Genomic DNA, 21,069 nt, shown 5'->3' with positions numbered 1-21,069 from the left:
CAATGAGCAATATGACCGAACTTTTACACCTTGAGTACCCGCACCTTTCTCGCCTGCGAAGCTTTGACGGGGCACATCAAACCACGCCGTGGCTGGCGGATGCCGAAGCGAAGAAAACCCGCAAGCTTTGCGACACGCTGGAGCAGGCGATTGCCCAAAGCGGGCTGAAAGACGGCATGACTATCTCCTTCCATCATGCTTTCCGGGAAGGCGATCGGGTGATTAATCACGTGGTTGCCACGCTGGCCCGCCTTGGTTTTAAAAACCTGACGCTGGCTTCAAGTTCGCTAATGACCTGCAACGAGGCGCTGATCGAACCCATTCGCGACGGCGTGATTAGCCGTATTTACACCTCCGGCATGCGCGGCAAACTGGCTGAAGCTATTTCTCACGGCCTGATGGCCGAACCGGTACAGATTCACTCCCACGGCGGGCGCGTGAAGCTGCTGCAGGACGGCGAGCTGAAAATCGACGTGGCGTTTCTCGGCGTGCCGTGCAGCGATGAATACGGCAACGCCAACGGTACCCACGGTAAATCCTGCTGTGGATCGCTGGGCTACGCCAAAGTGGACGCCCATTTTGCCCGCAAGGTCGTGCTGTTAACCGAAGAACTGGTGCCGTTCCCCAACATGCCCGCCAGCCTGATGCAGGACGAGGTGGACTACATCGTTCAGGTCGATACCGTGGGTGACCCGGCCAAAATCAGCGTCGGGGCGGCGCGCGTCACCAGCAACCCGCGCGAGCTGATGATTGCCCGTACCGCAGCCGAAGTCATTGAACATTCGGGTTACTTCCGCCACGGCTTTTCCATGCAGACCGGCTCCGGGGCGGCGGCCACCGCCTGCACGCGCTTTATGGAGGAAAAAATGGAGCGCAACGGCGTGGTGGCACGCTTTGCCCTCGGCGGGATCACCGGCAGCCTGGTGGATCTCCACGAAAAAGGGCTGATCGAAAAACTGCTTGATACCCAGTGTTTTGACGGTCAGGCGGCGGCCTCGCTGTCGCGCAATCCTAACCACATTGAGATCTCCACCAACGTCTACGCCAACCCCGGCGCGAAGGCCACGAGCTGCGACCAGCTTGACGTGGTGATCCTCAGCGCGCTGGAGATCGACATCGACTTTAACGTCAATGTGATAACCGGATCGGACGGCGTGATGCGTGGCGCATCCGGCGGGCACTGCGACGTGGCGAGCGCGGCAAACCTGACGATTGTGGTTGCTCCGCTGCTGCGGACCCGAATTCCGACCGTCGTCAAACGGGTGACCACGCAAGTCACGCCGGGTGAAAGCATTGACGTGCTGGTGACGGATCACGGCGTGGCGGTTAACCCGGCCCGCCCGGAGATCCGCGAGCGGCTTGAAAGCGCGGGGATGAAGATCGTCAACATCGAAGATCTTTATCAGCGCGCCATTTCCCTGACCGGCGAACCGAAGCCGATCGAATTTACGCCGCGCATCGTCGGTGTGATCCGCTACCGCGACGGCAGCGTGATCGACGTGGTGCGCCAGGTAAAAGAGGAGTAAGCCAAATGAGTGAAACGCTTCTGGAGGTGCAGGGCGTTACCCTTGCCGCCCTGCTTGAGGCCAAAGAGCGACGGGCGAACCGGCAGCACGAGTGGCTGCTTAAGCATAGCCAGCCGGTGCTTTCCCTGACGCTGGTAACGCCGGGCCCGCTGAAAGACAGCATTCGCTATCGTAACTGCATGGCGGTGGCGCTGCAGGCCTGTGACCAGCTGCTGTGGCGCTATCGCTGGCCGGTTCTCGAGCGGCGGGTGCTGTGGCTGCCGACCGGCGCCGAAGCGATGTGGAGCGTGGCGCACTCCGCCAGCGAGCTTAAAGCAGCCACGGTCGAGCTGGAGCAAACCCATCCGCTCGGCAGGCTGTGGGATGCGGACGTGATTTGCCCGCAAAATGGCCCGGTGGGGCGAACCTCGCTGGACCTGTCGGGGCGGCGCTGCCTGGTGTGCAACGAGCCCGCGCATGCCTGCGCGCGTTCTCGCCGCCACCCCATGGATGAAGTCACCGCGCGCGTTGAGAGGCTGATAGATGGCTGGTTTTCCAGGGATTAACCCAGCTTCTGCCGCCGCACCGGATGTGCCAGGTCTGGTGCGGCAGGCGCTGCTGGACGAAGTTTGGTTGACGCCAAAGCCGGGGCTGGTGGACGGCGCCAACAGCGGCTCGCACCGCGATATGGATCTGCCGATGTTTCTCGACAGCATCACCGCCATTGGCCCCTGGTTCAGCACGTTCCACGCTCTGGGGCGTGAACATGCGGGGCGCGGAGCCTGCGAGATGCTGCGGCTGATCCGTCCGGCGGGCATCGCCTGCGAGCAGGCAATGTACCAGGCCACCCAAGGGGTGAATACGCACAAAGGCGGCGTGTTTTCGCTGGGGCTGCTTTCAACCGCCGCCGGCCGACTGCAGGGGCAAGGCAAAGCGCTCACCGCATCGGCTTTATGTGCCAGCGTGAGCGAGATATGCAGCGGACTCGTGGAAAGAGAGCTGGTCGTGGCCCGTAAGGCTTCGTCGGTTGGTGAAAGGCTCTATCAGCAGTTTGGCCTGACCGGCGCACGCGGCGAGGCGGAAAGCGGATTCCTGACGGTGCGCCAGCACGTGCTGCCTTACTGGCAGACTGAGAGTTGCCCGAAACGTCGCCGGCTTAATGCGATGCTGCGCCTGATGGCCGCTAACCCGGACACTAACCTGGTTTCACGCGGCGGGCTGGCCGGGCTGCGCTATGTGCAACGCTATGCCGCGCGCTTGCTGCAACAGGGCTGGCACGAGGACGATCTCCGGCAAATGGACGCCGACCTTATCGGCCGTAATCTTAGCCCCGGCGGAAGCGCGGATCTGCTGGCGGTCAGCGCTGTTTTAGCGGAAATTGCGGCGTAACGGCTATCCAGCACGAATTTCATGCTAATGCCGCGGTTTTTTGTCTAGTCTGAGGTTTTCACTCTGGAAAATAAAAGGAGTACCTCATGGCCCAGACCGCAGATAAAAACCGTCGTTTTGTGCTGGCTAAGCGCCCGCAGGGAATGCCGACCCGCGAAGATCTCCATCTGGAAGAAGTGACTGTTCCAACCCCCGGTAAAGGCGAGGTGCTGCTGCGCACGCTTTTCCTGTCCCTCGACCCGTATATGCGCGGGCGCATGAGCGACGCTAAATCCTACTCGGCGCCGATTGGCATCGGTGAAGTCATCGTCGGCGGCACCGTTAGCCGGGTGGAAAGCTCGCAGCATCCTGATTATCAGCCGGGTGACCTGGTGCTGGCTGATTCTGGCTGGCAGGACTATTCGATTTCAAATGGGGAAGGCCTGCGGAAGCTGGATAAAAACATGTCTCACCCTTCCTGGGCGCTGGGGCTGCTCGGCATGCCGGGCTTTACCGGCTACATGGGGCTGACCGATATCGGTAACCCGCAGCCGGGTGAAACCGTAGTTGTAGCTGCCGCCAGCGGCGCAGTGGGCTCCATCGTGGGGCAAACGGCTCGCCTGCGCGGCGCTAAGATCATCGGCATTGCGGGTGGTGAAGATAAATGTCGCTATGTAAAAGAGACCCTGAAGTTTGATGAGTGCCTCGATCACCGCGCCAGCGATTTTGCTGCACAGCTGGCCAAAGCCTGCCCCAACGGCATCGACGTCTATTTTGAAAACGTCGGCGGCGCGGTGTTTGACGCGGTCTTCCCGCTGCTGAATACCAAAGCGCGTATCCCTGTTTGCGGCATGATTAGCCAGTACAACGGCGGCAGCAGCGCGTTTGAGCACGATCGTCTGCCTGAGCTGATGGCAACCATTCTGAAAAAACGCATGCGCGTGGAAGGGTTTATCATCAGCCAGGATTACAGCCACCGCTACGAGGAGTTCTTTAAGCAGATGAGCGCGTGGATCGCCGCCGGAGAGATTGAGTTCCGTGAAGATATCGTGGACGGCCTGGAGAATACCGTGGAGGCGTTCCAGGGGCTGCTGTCCGGGAAGAACTTTGGCAAGTTGATCGTGAAGGTGGCGGAATAGGGTTTAGGCTCATCGTCAGTATATTGAGTGTCGGGATATATCTTTAGCCCCGTAACAGCCCCGGCGCCCGGCGAGCTCATCGCCGCTAAAGCGGTAAACCCACCGGCTATCACCCAAACAGTCGGGGTCGTAACCGGGGGCGATGAGAGCCGGGAACAAATCTTCCCCTCACCCCAGCCCTTATGTCTTGAACTTCCCCGCCAGTGCGGGGAAGATCCCCGACTGATCATCGGGAGGTTGCCGGTGAGCATCCCCTGGCCCTGGTGCTTCCGAGCCCGTGGGAGAGATTATGCCCCGGCAACCTTATTCCCTGTCGCCTCAAGACCGAACGGTATCCTGTGCCTCTGAGCACCCACATATAAGGATGGTCTGGCGATATTATTCATAAGGTTACGGAGAATCAGATGACCCTCACTTCTGTCGGCGTTGATATTGCTAAGCTAAAATTTGATGTCGCTGTCCTGCTGCCTGGTCAGAAATACAAAACTAAAAAGTTTGCTAACACGCCTGCGGGATGTCGTGAGTTTATTCACTGGCTGACCCGCTTTGGGGACTGTCATGTCTGTATGGAAGCGACGGGCAGCTACAGCACGGAACTCGCCACGGCATTGTCCGATGGCGGCTATCGCGTCAGCCTGGAAAACCCTGCCCGCATTCATGCCTTCAGTAACACCGAACTGACCCGAAACAAAACGGATAAAAGCGATGCCGCCCTGATAGCACGGTATTGTGCCCTGTATCAGCCAGCCCAATGGCATCCGGCTCCTCTCAGCCAGCGACAGCTGACCGCGCTGGTGCGGCATCTTAAAAATCTTGAAGAGATGCGTCAGATGGAAGAGAACAGGCTGGAGGCCGCAGATGAGGTCATCACTGGCTCGTTAAAAGAGCACATCGCCACGCTGGATGAACTGATAAAAGAAACCAAAAAGAAAATCAGACAGCACATTGATGATGACCCGGACCTGAGAAAAGACAAAGCGCTGCTGGAGAGTATCCCGGGAGTGGGAGATGTGCTGAGTACGAGTCTTCTGGCCTTCGCGGGAAACCTGAGGCGGTTCAGGAGCAGTAAGGCTCTGGTGGCTTATGCAGGGCTGAACCCACGACGTTGTGAGTCCGGGATGTGGAAGGGAAAGAGCAGGTTGTCAAAAGTGGGGAGCCGTGAGCTGCGTAGCGTGCTGTATATGCCTACGGTAGTGGCGGGAAGATGTAATGAAGTGGTGAAAGACCTGATGACCCGGATGGCGAGCAGGGGGAAGACAGGCAAAGAACGCGTGTGTGCAGGAATGAGAAAGCTGCTACAGCTGGCTTATGGGGTGGTGAAATCAGGGCGTGAATTTAACGCTGAAATACCGCTTGCCGGATAACCGACAAGACGGTATCTCTCCCCAAAGGGGCGAGGGAGAAAACAAAAGTTACGGGAAACAATATTTATTCCCTCTCCCTTCCAGGGAGAGGGTTAGGGTAAAAATAAGAAGCGAGGCACGGTTCCGGCTTAAATCGTCTCCTTAAATGAGAATTTTTTTTATTTATTCTTAACCCTTGCTAAATCACTTCGGACGTGAGAGATTAGCACCCGGTTTGGAACACAGACCTTATGAAAGCAGTTTTAGTAAAGCAGTCCTCAGTTCAAGCGCTATCTTAGATATCCCTTCTTCTCGAGTCTCCTCCTAAGTGCCCGAATAAGTCCAACTCTGCTGAACAGACCATGTTCGCCGCGTTTAGTGGCTCAAGAAAACGAAAAGGTAATATCTATGTCTAACAAAATGACTGGTTTGGTAAAATGGTTCAACGCTGAGAAAGGTTTCGGCTTCATCTCTCCTACCGATGGCAGCAAAGATGTATTCGTACACTTCTCTGCAATCCAGAGCGATAACTTCAAAACCCTCGACGAAGGTCAGAAAGTTGAGTTCTCTATCGAGAACGGCGCTAAAGGCCCAGCTGCTGCTAACGTTGTTGCGCTGTAATTCAGCCTGACGTTTCAGAAGTGAAAAAAACCCGCTACGGCGGGTTTTTTTGTGCCTGCAGTTTAGAGATGTCCTATAGCTTTTGCCCATACCCTCGCAATGCTGTGTGTTAAATTGTGATTTTGGTTAACCAATTGTCGCATGTAGATTGACACACAACTCAAATCGGCTGAACTTAGATGCCATCGGGCGCATAAGTAACGGCGCTTAATCAAAAATATTTATTGGTCAACCAATTTGAGCTGTAAGGGGACATCATGAAGCAAACCTGGCGCTGGTATGGTCCAAACGATCCGGTCACTCTGGCCGATGCCCGGCAGGCGGGGGCGACGGGCATCGTCACCGCGCTGCACCACATTCCCAACGGTGAAGTCTGGCCTGTCGAAGAGATACAGAAACGTAAAGCCGTGGTGGAGGCCGCCGGGCTGGTCTGGTCGGTGGTGGAAAGCGTACCTATCCATGAAGAGATCAAAACCCACCGTGGGCAATATGATTTATGGATAGAGAATTACCGCCAAAGCCTGCGCAATCTGGCTGAATGCGGTATCTACACCGTGTGCTACAACTTTATGCCGGTGCTGGACTGGACGCGAACCGACCTTGAATACCCGCTACCGGATGGTTCTAAAGCGCTGCGCTTTGACCAAATCGAGTTCGCCGCTTTTGAGCTGCATATTCTGAAGCGCAAAGGGGCAGAGGCCGATTACAGCGCGGAAGAAATCGAGCAGGCAAACCTTCGCTTCGCGGAAATGCGTGATGGCGAGAAGGCGCGGCTGACCCGCAACATCATCGCTGGCCTGCCCGGGGCAGAAGAAGGCTACACGCTCGACCAGTTCCGCGCCCAACTGGACACCTACAAAGACATCGACAAAGCGAAGCTGCGCGAAAATTTTGCGTACTTCCTTGAGGCCATCATCCCCGTCGCCGAGCAGATGGGAATTAAAATGGCGGTGCACCCGGACGATCCTCCGCGCCCAATCCTTGGCCTGCCGCGCATTGTTTCTACCGTGGAGGATATGCAGTGGATGGTGGATGCGGTCAACAGCCCGGCAAACGGCTTTACGATGTGCACCGGCTCCTACGGCGTGCGGGAAGATAACGATCTGGTCGGGATGATTAAACGCTTTGGGCCTCGAATCTACTTCACGCACCTGCGCTCGACGCTGCGGGAAGATAATCCGAAGACGTTCCATGAAGCCGCGCACCTCTACGGCGATGTGGATATGTATGCAGTGGTGAAAGCGATCGTCGAGGAAGAGCAGCGTCGCGAGGCGAACGGGCAGCGCGAGCTGATTCCTATGCGCCCGGATCACGGCCATCAAATGCTGGATGACCTGAATAAAAAGGTGAATCCAGGCTATTCTGCGATTGGTCGCCTGAAAGGGCTGGCGGAAGTGCGCGGCGTTGAGATGGCGATTCAGCGCGCGTTCTTTGGTAAATAGCACTCGCCGGGCCAGGGAATGGGTCAACCAGTTATGCTATAGTCCGGCTCATTCCCTACCTGCCGTGAGTAAAGATGAAACAGCAAATCCAGGACAAACCTTCCGCGCAGCCGCAGCGGCCTTATCAGGAAGTTGGCGTGATGCTGCGAGACATGATTGCGCGGCAGCAGTATGCCCTGGGGGACCGTCTTCCGCCGGAGCGTGAAATCGCGGCGTTGCTGGCGGTTAGCCGCACCGTAGTGCGCGAAGCGCTGATCATGCTGGAGATTGAAGGGCTGGTGGAAGTCCGCCGTGGTGCGGGTATTTTTGTCGTTGCTATGCCCCATCAGACGGTTAACGCGCCGGTGAGCCAGTGCAACGATGCCGGGCCGTTCGAGCTACTGCAGGCGCGCCAGCTGCTGGAAAGCAATATCGCCGAGTTCGCCGCTCAGCAGGCGACCCGGGAAGATATCCTGAAAATGCGCCAGGCATTGCAGATACAAGAGCAGGAGCTGGTTTCCGGCGGGAACGAAAGCGGCGACAGGCAGTTCCACCTTGCCGTGGCCGAGGCCACCCACAACAGCATGCTGGTGGAATTGTTCAAACAATCCTGGCAGTGGCGTGAAAATAACCCGATGTGGATCCAGCTGCACAGCCATCTGGAGAACAACCACTATCGGCAGGAGTGGCTTGCCGACCATAAACAAATCCTTGCGGCGCTGATCAAGAAAGACGCCAAAGCCGCGAAACATGCGATGTGGCAGCATCTGGAAAACGTCAAAAATCGGCTGCTGGAGCTGTCCGATATCGACGATATTAATTTTGACGGCTACCTTTTTGAATCCTGGCCGCTGAACGAGCCTGGGCGTTAACCCCGCCAGCTTCACACGAGCCGCTGTTGCAGCAGCTTCCCGCTTTGCTGTAAATCCTGCTGCGGATTACGGCCTGTCAGCACATATTCATACCCCTTGCTGCGCCACCAGACCAGGTTTAGCCCGCGGCGGACTTCATGCTTCAGCGCTGTACTGTCGCTCGTTTTGCTGCGGGAAATGCACAGCGCCATCGGCCCAAAGCTGGCGTGCAGATAAGCCATCTGCGCGATGGAGGTGCTGTCGTAACGCAGCATTCTCACGCTTTTTAGCTCTGCTTCAGGGATCTCAACGGCCGCCTGAGTGAGCGTCAGGCCGATATCCTGCTGCATACGGTTCAGGCCGCTTTGCAGACCTTGGGGCGTGACGTTGATGTCGGCCAGCGTTTCGGCGCTGTAGAGCGACATGTACTGCGCAATGAGGTCGCGAATTTCCGGCTCGCCGCTGAGCTTTTGTTCACCAGGGCGAATAAAGCGCCCGGCCAGCACGCCGACGGCGAGAAAACTCAGCGAAGCGGCTATCAGGCTGCGGCGGCTGACGCCTTTCGCCTGCGGCTTCACGTTCACCGGCTGATGAAGCAGGACATTCAACTTTTGCTCCATGCGGCTGACCGGCGCTTCCTCCAGCAGAGGCGCAAAAGCCTGTTCCCAGGGCTGGTTACTTTGCATTAATCGTTCAACGCGAGCGGCCAGATCGGCATCGTCATTAAGCTGTTGGTCAAAGGCGCGGCGTTCGTCATCGCGCATCTCACCGTCCAGCCAGGCCACGATAGCCTCATCGCTCCACGGAGCGGAGAAGGATTGACGCGTCATTTGAGCTCCTTCTTCATCGTCGGCATCAGGTGTTTGGCGAGCGTCAGGCGTGCGGCGGCCAGGCGGCTCATCACGGTGCCAATGGGAATGGCCAGCGTATCGGCCGCTTCCTGATAGGTGAAACCTTCGACATAAACCAAAAACACGGTGTTGCGCTGCGCTTCGGGAAGCTCGCTGACCTGCAGCAGCAGCGCGTGGTACTGATGTTTGTCTTCGGTGCTTTCGCTGTCCGCAAGCTGGCTCAGTTCGTCTCTGTCGACAAAGCCCTGGCCCTGGCGAACACGCAGGGCGCGAATTTCATTGATCCAGATAGAGTACAAAATCGCAAACAGCCAGCGGTCGATGCGGGTGCCGGACTGAAATTGACTGCAGCGCTCCAGAGCGCGCACGCAGGTGGACTGAACCAAATCTTCAGCCACATCGCGATTGCGGGACAGCACCATACCGTAGCGCCAGAGGCGGGCAAGGTGCTGTCCCAGCTGTAAACGAACTTCGTTGACGGTGATTTTTACGTCCTCAAACTTAGGACTCCGGGTGCCCGTCAATGGCGGCTTTCAAATCGCGATACTCCTCGCAGCCGGTTCCGCAGAGCGTTTTAATGGTGGCTAGTTGGGCCTTCGCCAGGTCCGGGCGCCCTTTAATCATCCAGGCTTCGCCGAGGTACTCACGCACTTTGGCGTAGTGCGGATCCAGGGCGATAGAACGCTGATAATAGCCGATCCCTTCGTCGGTGCGCCCCAGTTTTCTTGTGGCGTAGCCGCGGTAGTTCCAGGCTTCACGCGTGTTGGGCTGCTGCAGGGTATCCAGCAGGTTTAACGCATCCTGATAACGGCCAGATTTTGCCAGATGATAAGCGTACTGCGTCTTATCGCCGTCGCTTAACATACTGCTCTTTTCCACGGAACAAGTTTTGGTTTTGCTGTCATACACCTGGCCTTTCGGGCAGTCCGGCGTTTTGGAATCATCGTCGCCCATGGCGCTGGCGGCGGCGGAGTAGAAAAGCCCGCTGGCAATCAGGCACAGCAAAGGCAGCAGTTTACGGCTTGAAGGCATGTTCATGGTGTCGTCCTGTAGGTTAACGAGAGTTGCCTTTGCAGGCGGGAAGCATGCGGCGCAGCGTGCCGTCACGCAAAACATAGTGGTGGAGCAGGGCGGCGGCGGCGTGCGCACCCGCCAGCAGGATCAGCGCCCAGGCCACGTTGTTGTGCAGCATTGCCAGGGTATGGCGCAGCGTCGGATCGACGTTAAACACGTCCGGGACTTCAAAGAGGTTGAAGAACCAGAAAGGCTCGCCCTGCGCCCAGCGGAACAGGAAGCCAAGCATGGCCTGCGTCAGCAGCAGGATGTAGAGCACGCCGTGCGTGGCGTGGGCGGCGATGCGAAACGCACCCGGCATCGGCACTTTTTCCAGCTTTCTGGAGGGGGAGAAAGCGGCGCTGATGCGCCAGACCAGCCGGACTAAAATCACCGCACCAAGCAGGATGCCAAATGAAATGTGTAGCGATTGCAGACCTTTGCGCAGCGGCGTGCCGCGCTCAAGGACTTCCCATATATGCGCGCTGGCGAACAGGAATATCACGCTGAAAGCGGTGACCCAGTGCAGGGCCATGCTAAAGGCGTCGTAGCGCTTGCGGGGCAGCCGGGTTTCGGTGGGCAGATAGCTCATGATTGTCTCTTCTTCAGGGTCTGGTAAGGAGTAAACAATCGGGGCGGAGATTTTATTCGGCGAGGATGAAAAAAAAGTCAGGCCCCCGAAAGAGGCCTGACTTAATAAGGGCTGGAGGGCAGCTTACAGCGCTTTTTCCCACACGGACTGCGGCAGCAAATAAACCGCTTTTTCAGCGTGCTGGCCGTCGGTCACGATATGTTTGATGCCGCTCGCCATCACGGCCAGCGTCACGTCGAAGGCGTTCAGGCTGTCACCGAAGCCGGCGGTCAGGTTGAGCATTGAACCGTTCGCCATCAGGTAAAGCGTCTTGCCGTTCAGCTGGTAGGCGTTGATAAACGGCATCACTTCTTCGGTCGGGTATTGCTGCAGGTAGCCGCAGTCGATCTCTTCCGCAACATGGCCGACGTTTAGCACGAACACGCCATCTTTGGCGTTATCCAGTACCGCTGCGCTGACGACTTTTTTCGCGCCGGTTGCGGTGGCGACCACGTCGGTGGTGGCAATCACGTCATGAATATCAACCACGTGCCAGCCGTCGTAGGCGGCCTGCAGGCGGCGAGCCGGGTCTAATTCGGCAACCATTACCTGGCCTCCGTAGGCTTTGGCGGCGGCGGCAACGCCCTGGCCCACCAGGCCATAGCCAATCACCAGCACTTTCTTTTCGTGCAGGGTAAGGTGAGTGGTCTGGAAGAAGGTCTGCCACGCGGTGAGGCCGACCATATGGCGGTTGTGAAGCCCTTCTTTTACCGGCAGATCGTCCCAGTTAAAAATCGGGTAGCCGGGGCGAAGATCGGCGAGGCGGTTGACGCCGGAGCCGGTGGCTTCCAGGCAGGCAACCACGTCACCAAATTCGCCGCGTTGATGCAGCAGCGTGGTGATGTCCGCGCCCATTTCGCACAGGTGGGTTGGGCGCCAGGCTATCGCTTTTTCCCACGAGTTGCGCCAGTCGGCGTCGCTCATATTGCGCCATGCGCAGGCTTCCGCTCCGGCGGCGACCAGGTAAGCGACAACGTCATCCTGCACGGTGGTTGGGTTGCAGGTGGTGAGGAAGACCTGGGCATTTTTCTTCAGCAGGCCTTCAACCAGCGGGATCATTTTCAGGTCGAGATGCATGTTGCAGGCGATACGGACGTGGCTTAAGTCTGGCAGCGACTGAACCTGCTTAAGGGTACGAACCATGTGACGGGTAGACCACGCAATCTCTTTGTTAAACATCTCGCTCTGGGTACTCACGGCTTTTCCTTATTAATTGTTTTTACTGATTTTTATAGAATATATCATCGTGTTAAGGGGCATCAGAATAGCAAAATGGCGGGCGGTTGTTAACCGATGAAGCTGGCGGGGCAAGTGTGATTTCTGCTTACCAATGTTTTGTTTTTTCCCTCGATTTCTTCTCTATAGTAGAAGCTTCATCCCCTGATAAAAACGAGAAAAACATGATCAAAAAAGCGCTTGTTGTGTTGCTGAGCAGTGCCTTGTTGACCCCGATGATAGCGAAGGCCGACAGCACCATAGTGTTCCTGCGCCACGGCGAGAAACCGGCTAACAATAGCGGACAGCTGACCTGCAAAGGGCTGAACCGCGCATTACAGCTGCCTTCGGTTCTGTTAAGCCAGTACGGCAAGCCGGATGCTATTTACGCCTCCGCGCCGAAAGAGAACAAAACCGGCAGCTCGCTGCGCCCGTTAACCACCATCACGCCGACCGCCATCCGAGTTTCTCAGGCTATCGACCTGCACTACCACGCCGGGCAGACGGACGAACTGGCGGATGATTTATTGAAAACCCAAAGCAGCGGTCGCCTGACGTTTGTCTCCTGGGAGCACAAAAACCTGGTGGTGGCGGCGCAAAAGCTGGTGAAGGAAACCGGCGGCGATCCTGCCGTGGTGCCGAAGTGGCCGGGCAGCGATTTTGATTCGCTATACATCATCAAACTGGACGATCAAAAGCGATTTAAATCTTTCACCCACGGCGCGGAAGGGCTGAACAACGTGCCGGACAGCTGCGCGGGCGCAAGCTGAATAAAAAAGAAAACCCGTCTTGGCAGACGGGTTTTTTATGCGTTTAGCGCAAGTGGATTACCACCACACTTCGGCCTGAACGCCTGCCATAAACTCGTTTTTGCTGTTCTCGTTAAAGCGGAAGTCAGACAGCTCGTTATCCAGGATATTCAGGTATGTGCCGTAGAAACGAATCTCAGGACGCGAGCCGAGCAGGCTCGGGCCAACCTTCAGAGCGTGATAGAGCGTGGTTTTGTAGCCAGACTCTTTCAGGTTCACGCCCTGCTCGGTTTTGTTTTTCTGGGTAAACCAGCTCAGCTCCAGGCCGGTCTGGTTCCAGGTATCCCAAATCCACGCCGGGCGAATAACGGCCCGAATGCTGCTGAAGTCGCTGTGGGCGCCGCTCTCATAGCTGTAGACATCGCTACCCTGGGAGTAAACCAGCGCGTTCGCCATGATGATTCTGTCCGCGAGGTACATTTCGCCCTGGGAAATCAGACGCCAGGCCACGCCGTCAGTCTGGTCGCCATAGTAATAACGGCCCGGTGCCATTGAGTTGCTGGCCCCCGAGAAGTTCGCGAAGCTGCTGGCATAAGAGTTATTGGCCACCTGCAGGGTGAACTCGTTGAAGGTGTCACGCGGCAGATCCTGACGCACAATGGCCGTCGCCATCCAGGTATCCTTCAGCTTAAAGAAGGAGCCGTTATTTTCGTTGTCTTTCTGGTCGTCGGTTTTATTGGCAAAGGCGTATTTGCCCATCAGAGACAGCGAGCCTTTTTCCCACAGCGGAATGTTGCGGTAGCGCAGGTCAACCGAGTTGGTGTTCATCTGCGTGGTGTGGCTGAAGTCGCGGGAATAAACGTCGACGTCATTACGGCTGAGAGAGGCGTCAAGCTGGCCCACGCCAAGGTTCCAGTTCTGGATCCCCACGGCGGCGGCCACCTGGGTCGTTAATGACTTCCAGTCGAGCATCTGGATTTCGTATTCTGGCAGCTTGTGTTTACCCACCCAGAAGTCAGCTTCCGGCGCAAACGGCAGGAAACCTCTGGTGGTCAGGAAAATATCGCTGAACTGCATGATATTTTCGTTGCCGTTGTTATCGCCAAACCAGGCGTCGTTATACTGCTCGCCGACGTTACCATCGTAGGTCACGATGGCGTTGGCAGTTTTGCCGTCCTGGTTGTAGACGCGTTGGTTCAGCGTTAAGTCGAACCAGCCGCTCATCTCGTTCCCAAAACGCCCGAGTGACCCGGCGGCGTAGGTTTGCGCTGACCCGTGGTTTGCCGCCGCCCAGCCGGAGCGGAAGTAACCTTCGTAGCTAAAGCCAATATCGTCTTTAATGTATTTGCTGATGTCTTTCAGGGTGACGTTTTGTACGCTGGTTTTTCCGCCTTCATTATTTACAACGGCCACTTTCTGCGTGCCTTTAACCGGCGTTGGCGGCGATTTGGTGTCGAGATGATTATTTTCATTCTCGATGTTGTCGGCTACCGGAGAATAGACCGTCGGGTTAACCTGCGCCGTCGTGGACTGAACGTTGTTGCCGGTTGGCTGCAGTTGAGCGACCTTATCTTTATATACGGCTAACTCTTTCTGCGTTTTATTTAATTCTGATTTGTTTTCTGATAATTGTCTTTCAAGCAATTCCAGACGCTGCTCAACCGTTAATTTTGCCGCCATTACGCTGGTTGAGGATAACGCCAGAAGGATGGATGAAGACAATAAGCTAACCTTCAATAAACTTGAATTCATAGAATGTCCCAGAAGTATAATTATTATTTGCCTCCGGCTTGAATAGCCGGAGGCGGGTGAAAATTAAATTGCTATCATCGGTTTATTTATTACTGCGCCGCCTGCGCTGCATTTACCTTATTGGCGGCAATGACGAACGGTAAATAAATTAGCGTGGAGATGGCCAGGCATAGCAGCCCGACAATCAGCGCCATCCAGTTCCCCCCGGTGCCGAAGAAGGCAATGAGCGGCCCCGGCGTCGTCCACGGTACGGCGTAGGCAATCGGCGGAATAATCTCCAGCGTGACAAAGGTGTAGCCCACCAGAGAGTTCACGAAAGGCACCATAATGAATGGAATGATCAGAATCGGGTTCAGGACGATCGGCAGGCCAAAAATCACCGGTTCGTTGATGTTAAACAGGCCGGGCACGAAGGCCATTTTTGCCAGGTCGCGGTAGTCGGCGCGGCGGGAGGCGATAAAAATAGCCAGCAGCAGGCCAAGCGTCATCCCCGAGCCGCCGTAGTTGGCGAAGGCGTCGTTGATGCTCCCCCAGGTGATAGGGTATGGCGCGCCCCACGTTGAACCGTTGGAAGCGGCGAACGAGAGGTTTTCGAGGTTAGCTTCGGAGAAAATAGTCTCGCGAATAGCCGCCGTGGTGTTCGGCCCGTGAATACCCAGCACCCACAGGAAGTTGGTGACCAGGCCAAGCACCAGCACCGCGACGATATTGGTGCCCATGTTTTTCAGCGGCGCCTGAATCAGGGTATAAATCAGCTCGTTCAGGCCGTTAGGGGAGATTTTCGTCAGGCAGTAGTTCAGCACCGAGAAGAAAATCATCACGAAGAAGATAGGAATCAGTACTTTAAAGGAGCGGGCTACCGCCGGCGGTACGGCGTCCGGCATGGTGATGGTAATTTTCGGGTTGCGCGCCAGGCGGCAGAAAATTTCCCCGGTAATCAGGGCCACAATCACCGCCACAAACAGTCCCTGAGGCCCCAGGTACTGGGTCGTCAGATACGACTGCCCACCCATCATTTGATACGGGGTATAGACCACAAAGAACGCGCCGATGGCGGTCAGGCCGCACAGCAGGTCATCCTGTTGATAGCTGATGGCGATATTACGGGCGACCAGGAAGGCTATCATGATCGACATAATATTCACCGACCCGTTCATCACCGGGGAGAATATATTTTGAGCTTCGGCTAAATTAGGAAACAGAGTTCCAAGATGAAGCAGTGAGGCAATAAAACCATCCGGAGAAAGAATGGCAAAGTTAATCAGCACGATCAGCGAACTGGCCATGACGATCGGGAACGACAAAATAAAAGCATCACGGATGGCCGAGACGTGTATCTGAGAGTTTAATTTAATCGCAATAGGAACAAGAAGTTTTTCCATACCGCGTTCAAAGGCATTCATTATACTCATGATGCGCCCTTTATAATTAGAGAGATATTGACTGGTGATTTAAATTTATCGATAAAAAACCTTCCTCTAACCAGGAGGCGTGACGATAAACCTAATCAATTAATCAGCGAGTTATTATTTCGACCAGAAAGAATTAATGGCCGCCAAGCAGAGTTAACGCAGTATCCAGAACGGACTTTCCGTCCATTTGCCCATAATGCTTCATATCAATTACCGACACAGGAATTTTTCCCTGAGCAATTTCCTCGATTTCACTTTTTTGGAAACGAACCTGAGGGCCCAGCAGGACCACATCCGCTTCATTTTTCTTTATTCTTTCTTTCGCTTCAGCAATCGCCAGTGCGTTAATATTGACCGAAATATTTCCCGCTGCAGCGTGATCCTGCATTCTTTTAACCAGCATGCTGGTGGACATCCCTGCCGCGCAAACCAATAATATGTTCTTCATTTTTACCCTTAACTATTTTGTCGATAATCAGTCAGCGGCTAACTTAATGAATATCAATTTATTCATCTGCCATTTCGATCACAGTTAGTGACCACCGAGTGGTGCAAAAAACAGAATGAAAATGAACCTGTGTTGAACTTTCGGCATTAATGAGATAGTAATTGATTGTTTTTAAATGAATTAAGGAGGTTCAAAAGTGGTTTATAAAGATGTTGTTAACTTACTAAAAAGCCGAATCAGTAGCCCAACCTGCAATATCGGCGACAGCCTCCCGTCCGAAAAAGAGCTGGCTGAATTCTACAACGTGTCGCGCAATACGCTGCGCAAAGCCCTGAGGGTGCTGGAAGATGAATCTCTGATCGAGCGCAGGCACGGCTCCGGTACCTACGTGAGAAACAAGCACTTTCAGGCCTCGGTTACTCACCTGGATAGCTTTACGGAAATTGCTAAAAGTGAAGGTAAAAAACCCTCCAGCCAGGTGCTGAGATTTGAGCTACAGCAAGCCTCCGAGGAGATAGCCAGCCGCCTGCAGCTGGCCATCGGCGAGCCGGTGTATTACGCCAAAAGGCTGCGCCATATCGACAATGTCCCGATGCAGGTGGAGGAAACCTGGCTGTCGGTGAACCGTTTTCCAGATCTGACGGTTAATCACATGAAACGATCGAAATTTTCCTACATCGAGGATGAGTGTGGCGTAGAAATTCATGGCTGCTATGAGTCATTCCAGCCGCTGCTGCCGCCGGCCGACATTGCTAAATTACTGCATATCAGCGTGCGCGATCCGATTATTCGTATGGAAACTCAGTCGGTTGACGAGACTCACAGTCCTATTGATTACTCTATCCTCTACACCAACGTGTTTGAATTTCAGGTGAAGTATTATCTACCGCGTAAGGCGGGTCACAGTTCTGCGCAAAAAAGAGGTTCATTAATCATCTGATAAATAAACCTGTTCCCCGAGTACTGTTAAAAATGCGGTTAACTCTATGTAAATAATGCATTTAAACAGGTTCAAAAGTTGTTCAATTCGTGTTTTCTCCCTGCTTGCCTGACAGGCTTTCGATTGATTAAGCTTTGAATCATTGTCGGCAAGAAATACGCCATCGCGAGAATAGCTGGGAGAAAGTAACGTATGAATATCGCCGCATTTGATATCGGTGGTACCGCCTTAAAAATGGGGATCGTCAGCTCACAGGGCGAGATCCTGGCCAAGGGCAAAGAGACGATTAACGACAGCGACGGCGAGCAAATCTTACAGGCTATTCTGGCGTGGATTACCGCTCACCCCGGCTGCGAAGGCGTGGCGATCAGCGCGCCTGGCTATGTGAACCCGCATACCGGATTTATCGAAATGGGCGGCGCCATCCGCTGGTTTGACAATTTCGCCATCAAAGAGTGGCTGGAAGAACGTACGCAGCTGCCCGTCGCCATCGAAAACGACGCCAACTGCGTACTGCTGGCCGAACGCTGGCAGGGCAAAGCGGCAGAGATGAGCAATTTTCTTGTGCTCACCATTGGCACCGGCATCGGCGGCGCAATTTTCTGTAATAACCAGCTGGTACACGGCGCACGCTTCCGGGCGGGAGAGTTTGGCTACATGCTGACCGAGCGCCCAGGCCCGCGCGATGTTCGCCGTTACACGATGAACGATACCTGCACGCTGAGAACCTTACGCAAAGACTACGCTGAGTACGTCGGTAAGCCGCTTGAAGAAGTCAGTGGAGAAGAGATTTTCGACCGCTTTGATGCGGGCGACGTGGCCTGCCAGCGCATGGTGACCGCGTTCTTCAACGATCTCGGCACCGGCCTTTATAACCTCGTCAATCTATTCGACCCGGAAAAAATCCTGCTCGGCGGCGGCATTGTGGAACGCCCAGGCTTCCTCGAACTACTGCGCGAACACCTGGCCTGGTTCACCATCGACGACTATATCGACACCGTCAGCCACGGCAACGATGCCGGACTCATTGGCGCGGTCTACCATTTTAATCAGCACTATCGGTCGCAGCATGCGATCTCTAATTAAGGGAGAGAATATGTCTGGATTTAAAGAAGGTTTTCTGTGGGGCGGCGCGGTTGCGGCGCATCAATTGGAAGGCGGCTGGAAGGAAGGCGGCAAAGGCATTAGCGTTGCCGATGTGATGACGGCCGGCGCCCACGGCGTCCCGCGTGAAATTACCGACGGCGTGCTGCAGGGTAAAAATTACCCCAACCATGAAGCGATCGATTTCTACCACCGCTATAAAGAAGACATCCAGCTGTTTGCCGAGATGGGCTTCAAATGCTTCCGCACCTCCATCGCCTGGACGCGTATTTTCCCGCTGGGTGACGAGCTGGAGCCGAACGAAGCTGGCCTGCAGTTCTACGACGACCTGTTCGACGAGTGCCTGAAGCACGGCATCGAGCCGGTGATTACGCTGTCGCACTTCGAAATGCCTTATCACCTGGTGACCGAGTACGGCGGCTGGCGCAATCGTAAGCTGATTGATTTCTTCCTGCGCTTCTCAAAAGTGGTCTTCACCCGCTACCAGCATAAAGTGAAGTACTGGATGACCTTTAACGAGATCAATAACCAGGCCAACTACCACGAAGATTTCGCGCCGTTCACCAACTCGGGCCTCAAGTATCAGCCGGGCGAAGACCGTGAGCCGGTGATGTACCAGGCGTCTCACTATGAGCTGGTTGCCAGCGCCCTGGCGGTTCGCGCCGCTCGTGAAATCAACCCAGCGCTGCAGGTAGGCTGCATGATTGCCATGTGCCCAATCTACCCGCTGACCTGTGCGCCGGGCGACATGATGATGGCGATGAACGCGATGCACCGCCGCTACTGGTTCACCGACGTGCACGTGCGCGGCAAGTATCCGCAGCACCTGCTGAACTACTTCGAGCGCCGTGGTTTTGAGCTGGATATCACCGACGAAGATCTGGCCGCGCTTGCCGAAGGCTGCGTCGATTACATCGGTTTCAGCTACTACATGTCGTTTGCCACCAAAGCCAGCGCCGATAACCCGCAGTTTGACTACGACGAATCGAAGAGCCTGGTCTCTAACCCGTACGTGCAGAAGTCCGACTGGGGCTGGCAGATTGATCCGGTGGGCCTGCGTTACTCCCTGAACTGGTTCTGGGACCACTATCAGCTGCCGCTGTTCATCGTGGAAAACGGCTTCGGCGCGATTGACGTTGCGCAGGATGACGGATTTGTTGATGACCAGTACCGCATCGACTATTTGTCTGCTCACGTCGCGGAAATGAAAAAAGCGGTGGTTGAAGACGGCGTTGACCTGATGGGCTACACCCCGTGGGGCTGTATCGACCTGGTGTCCGCCGGAACGGGCGAGATGAAAAAACGCTACGGCTTTATCTATGTTGATAAAGACAACGAAGGCCGCGGTAGCCTGAGCCGCAGCCGCAAGAAGTCCTTCAAATGGTATAAGGACGTAATTGAGAGCAACGGCGAAAAGCTCTGATAATACTCGTGGTTAACTGAATGAACGCTGGCTTAAAAACCAGCGTTTTTTTATTTCAGCTTCGCCAGCAATTCGCCGGAATTGACCACAAAACCGAAGCACTGCTGTACGTTATATAAGGTGGCATCCACGCAATATTCCGGCGACGTGGTGGCACTGCAATCCTCCAGCAGCAGGCAGTCATAGCCGTGGAAGTTGGCGTCCTGCAGCGTGCACAGCACGCACTGATCAACGTTCACGCCCGCAAACAGCAGCGTGGTTACGCCCAAATTTCTCAGCACGCTGTCCAGCACGGTGTCCTGAAAGCCGGACATTCGGTATTTATCGATGCGAATATCGCTTGGGGCGGGAGCAAGTTCTTCCACGATATCTGCTGCCCAGCTTCCTGCCTGGAGTACAGGCGCGCCGGACTCCGGCAGCGGGTCGCCCAGGCCCGTTTGGGTGCCGTCCGGGTTATAAACATGCAGCAGCGCGGGGCTAAGGTTGAGCCTGTCCGGGCGGTTGCCCCAGTTAAGCCAAATCACCGGCACATCGGCCGCACGTGCCGACGGCAGCAGCCTACGCAGCGGATCAATCGGTGCGCGGGCGGGCGTGACGTCCACGCCAATATGCGCCAGCCAGCCTCCCGGATGGCAAAAGTCATTTTGCATATCAATGACGATCAGTGCGCTATGTTCCAGATCGAGCGTGATCTCGCGCCCACGGCTTTCCAGAGATACCGGCCGTGAAGGGCGGCCCGCACGAACCATGTTCACGCTTTGCGGTGTCACCAGCCACTGATTGCGCGGGGCGCTGCCGAGGGGATAACCAGCCATTACTCTGCTTCTCCTTGCAGCACCAGGAGATCTTCTTCGTCCAGCGAGACCGGGCTTCCGCGGCGGATCAATTCGGCGAAGCCTTCGTTTGGCGTCATTACCGTTAACGTATACAGCTTGCCCTTGCCGGTATTGCGGATGGCGTGTTCATTGCCCGGGTGCAACAGCAGGGCATCGCCTTTACGAATTGCCGTCTCCTCATCGTTACAGCGCGCGATACCTTCCCCCGCGAGGACATAGAAAAATTCATGCGCTTCGGCATGCACATTAGGAGGTGTGGCGCCGCCGGGGGTAAATATTTCAACCACGAACACGTTTTCGATGTCGTCCTGCTGCTTGTCGAACAGCACGGCAAAGTAGTTGCTGTCCGTTGGGCTGATGCGAAAAGCCTGGGCGCTGGACACGTCGGTAAGGCGGAAATGTTTCAT

The 21,069-nt window shown here is 55.5% G+C and carries 22 protein-coding genes; 12 read left to right on the top strand and 10 right to left on the bottom strand.

Features of this window, described 5'->3' with window-relative positions:
* The first annotated feature begins 2 nt into the window (after window positions 1-2).
* From citF to uxuR, 8 genes are all read left to right on the top strand, one after another.
* Window positions 3-1,526: a citrate lyase subunit alpha gene (gene citF, locus JT31_RS09410; RefSeq protein WP_038475960.1), complete on the top strand. Its 1,524-nt coding sequence runs from the start codon at window positions 3-5 to the stop codon at window positions 1,524-1,526.
* Window positions 1,527-1,531: 5 nt separating this feature from the next.
* Complete coding sequence (gene citX, locus JT31_RS09405; RefSeq protein WP_038475957.1) at window positions 1,532-2,071, top strand: citrate lyase holo-[acyl-carrier protein] synthase; 540 nt, start codon at window positions 1,532-1,534, stop codon at window positions 2,069-2,071.
* A complete protein-coding gene (citG, locus tag JT31_RS09400) occupies window positions 2,049-2,894 on the top strand; it encodes a triphosphoribosyl-dephospho-CoA synthase CitG (RefSeq protein ID WP_038475954.1) in 846 nt (281 codons plus the stop codon). The genes citX and citG overlap by 23 nt, the downstream gene beginning before the upstream one ends.
* 86 nt (window positions 2,895-2,980) lie before the next feature.
* Complete coding sequence (locus tag JT31_RS09395; protein ID WP_038475951.1) at window positions 2,981-4,012, top strand: NADP-dependent oxidoreductase; 1,032 nt, start codon at window positions 2,981-2,983, stop codon at window positions 4,010-4,012.
* Window positions 4,013-4,416: 404 nt separating this feature from the next.
* Window positions 4,417-5,376: an IS110 family transposase gene (locus tag JT31_RS09390; protein ID WP_038472527.1), complete on the top strand. Its 960-nt coding sequence runs from the start codon at window positions 4,417-4,419 to the stop codon at window positions 5,374-5,376.
* A 387-nt stretch (window positions 5,377-5,763) separates the two neighbouring features.
* Window positions 5,764-5,976: an RNA chaperone/antiterminator CspA gene (cspA, locus tag JT31_RS09385; protein WP_038475948.1), complete on the top strand. Its 213-nt coding sequence runs from the start codon at window positions 5,764-5,766 to the stop codon at window positions 5,974-5,976.
* 257 nt (window positions 5,977-6,233) lie between these two features.
* Entirely contained in the window at window positions 6,234-7,418 is a 1,185-nt protein-coding gene (uxuA, locus tag JT31_RS09380; protein ID WP_038475945.1) for a mannonate dehydratase, read from the top strand.
* A gap of 74 nt (window positions 7,419-7,492) precedes the next feature.
* Complete coding sequence (gene uxuR / locus JT31_RS09375; protein ID WP_038475942.1) at window positions 7,493-8,269, top strand: Uxu operon transcriptional regulator; 777 nt, start codon at window positions 7,493-7,495, stop codon at window positions 8,267-8,269.
* Between the two features lie 11 nt (window positions 8,270-8,280).
* Here uxuR and JT31_RS09370 read toward each other — a convergent pair whose 3' ends face one another.
* The 5 genes from JT31_RS09370 to JT31_RS09350 form a co-directional block, all read right to left on the bottom strand.
* Entirely contained in the window at window positions 8,281-9,078 is a 798-nt protein-coding gene (locus JT31_RS09370; RefSeq protein ID WP_038475940.1) for an anti-sigma factor family protein, read from the bottom strand.
* Entirely contained in the window at window positions 9,075-9,623 is a 549-nt protein-coding gene (locus JT31_RS09365) for an RNA polymerase sigma factor (protein ID WP_038475938.1), read from the bottom strand. The genes JT31_RS09370 and JT31_RS09365 overlap by 4 nt, the downstream gene beginning before the upstream one ends.
* Window positions 9,601-10,137 carry a tetratricopeptide repeat protein gene (locus JT31_RS09360; RefSeq protein WP_038475936.1) on the bottom strand — a complete coding sequence of 179 codons (537 nt, stop codon included), beginning with the start codon at window positions 10,135-10,137 and terminating at the stop codon, window positions 9,601-9,603. The genes JT31_RS09365 and JT31_RS09360 overlap by 23 nt, the downstream gene beginning before the upstream one ends.
* Before the next feature lie 16 nt (window positions 10,138-10,153).
* Window positions 10,154-10,744 carry a cytochrome b gene (locus JT31_RS09355; RefSeq protein WP_200882457.1) on the bottom strand — a complete coding sequence of 197 codons (591 nt, stop codon included), beginning with the start codon at window positions 10,742-10,744 and terminating at the stop codon, window positions 10,154-10,156.
* A 123-nt stretch (window positions 10,745-10,867) separates the two neighbouring features.
* Window positions 10,868-11,962, bottom strand: coding sequence for an adenosylhomocysteinase (locus JT31_RS09350; RefSeq protein WP_038475934.1), 1,095 nt, complete (start codon window positions 11,960-11,962; stop codon window positions 10,868-10,870).
* 221 nt (window positions 11,963-12,183) lie between these two features.
* Here JT31_RS09350 and JT31_RS09345 point away from each other — a divergent pair, with 221 nt between their 5' ends.
* Window positions 12,184-12,768, top strand: a complete 585-nt coding sequence (locus JT31_RS09345) for a histidine phosphatase family protein (protein WP_038482978.1) — start codon at window positions 12,184-12,186, stop codon at window positions 12,766-12,768.
* Between the two features lie 57 nt (window positions 12,769-12,825).
* On the opposite strand, the gene JT31_RS09340 is transcribed toward JT31_RS09345, so the two are convergent.
* The 3 genes from JT31_RS09340 to JT31_RS09330 form a co-directional block, all read right to left on the bottom strand.
* Entirely contained in the window at window positions 12,826-14,499 is a 1,674-nt protein-coding gene (locus tag JT31_RS09340) for a carbohydrate porin (RefSeq protein ID WP_038475932.1), read from the bottom strand.
* Between the two features lie 89 nt (window positions 14,500-14,588).
* The gene (locus JT31_RS09335; protein ID WP_038475930.1) at window positions 14,589-15,911 is read right to left on the bottom strand and encodes a PTS sugar transporter subunit IIC; all 1,323 of its coding nucleotides are present in this window, start codon (window positions 15,909-15,911) and stop codon (window positions 14,589-14,591) included.
* Between the two features lie 133 nt (window positions 15,912-16,044).
* Window positions 16,045-16,359, bottom strand: a complete 315-nt coding sequence (locus tag JT31_RS09330; protein WP_038475928.1) for a PTS sugar transporter subunit IIB — start codon at window positions 16,357-16,359, stop codon at window positions 16,045-16,047.
* 196 nt (window positions 16,360-16,555) lie between these two features.
* Here JT31_RS09330 and JT31_RS09325 point away from each other — a divergent pair, with 196 nt between their 5' ends.
* The 3 genes from JT31_RS09325 (at window position 16,556) to JT31_RS09315 (ending at window position 19,826) form a co-directional block, all read left to right on the top strand.
* Window positions 16,556-17,299 carry a GntR family transcriptional regulator gene (locus JT31_RS09325; protein WP_052048991.1) on the top strand — a complete coding sequence of 248 codons (744 nt, stop codon included), beginning with the start codon at window positions 16,556-16,558 and terminating at the stop codon, window positions 17,297-17,299.
* 192 nt (window positions 17,300-17,491) lie between these two features.
* Entirely contained in the window at window positions 17,492-18,385 is an 894-nt protein-coding gene (gene bglK, locus JT31_RS09320; RefSeq protein WP_038475926.1) for a beta-glucoside kinase BglK, read from the top strand.
* Window positions 18,386-18,395: 10 nt separating this feature from the next.
* Window positions 18,396-19,826, top strand: a complete 1,431-nt coding sequence (locus JT31_RS09315) for a 6-phospho-beta-glucosidase (protein ID WP_038475924.1) — start codon at window positions 18,396-18,398, stop codon at window positions 19,824-19,826.
* Window positions 19,827-19,876: 50 nt separating this feature from the next.
* On the opposite strand, the gene JT31_RS09310 is transcribed toward JT31_RS09315, so the two are convergent.
* Both JT31_RS09310 and JT31_RS09305 read right to left on the bottom strand, forming a co-directional pair.
* Window positions 19,877-20,641, bottom strand: coding sequence for a cysteine hydrolase family protein (locus JT31_RS09310; protein WP_038475921.1), 765 nt, complete (start codon window positions 20,639-20,641; stop codon window positions 19,877-19,879).
* A complete protein-coding gene (locus JT31_RS09305) occupies window positions 20,641-21,069 on the bottom strand; it encodes a cupin domain-containing protein (RefSeq protein WP_038475918.1) in 429 nt (142 codons plus the stop codon). The genes JT31_RS09310 and JT31_RS09305 overlap by 1 nt, the downstream gene beginning before the upstream one ends.

Origin of the sequence: Cedecea neteri, assembly GCF_000757825.1 — a bacterium.
Classification (GTDB): Bacteria; Pseudomonadota; Gammaproteobacteria; order Enterobacterales; family Enterobacteriaceae; genus Cedecea; species Cedecea selenatireducens.
Note: the sequence above shows the minus strand (reverse complement) of the source record. Positions and strands in the feature narration are given on the sequence as shown.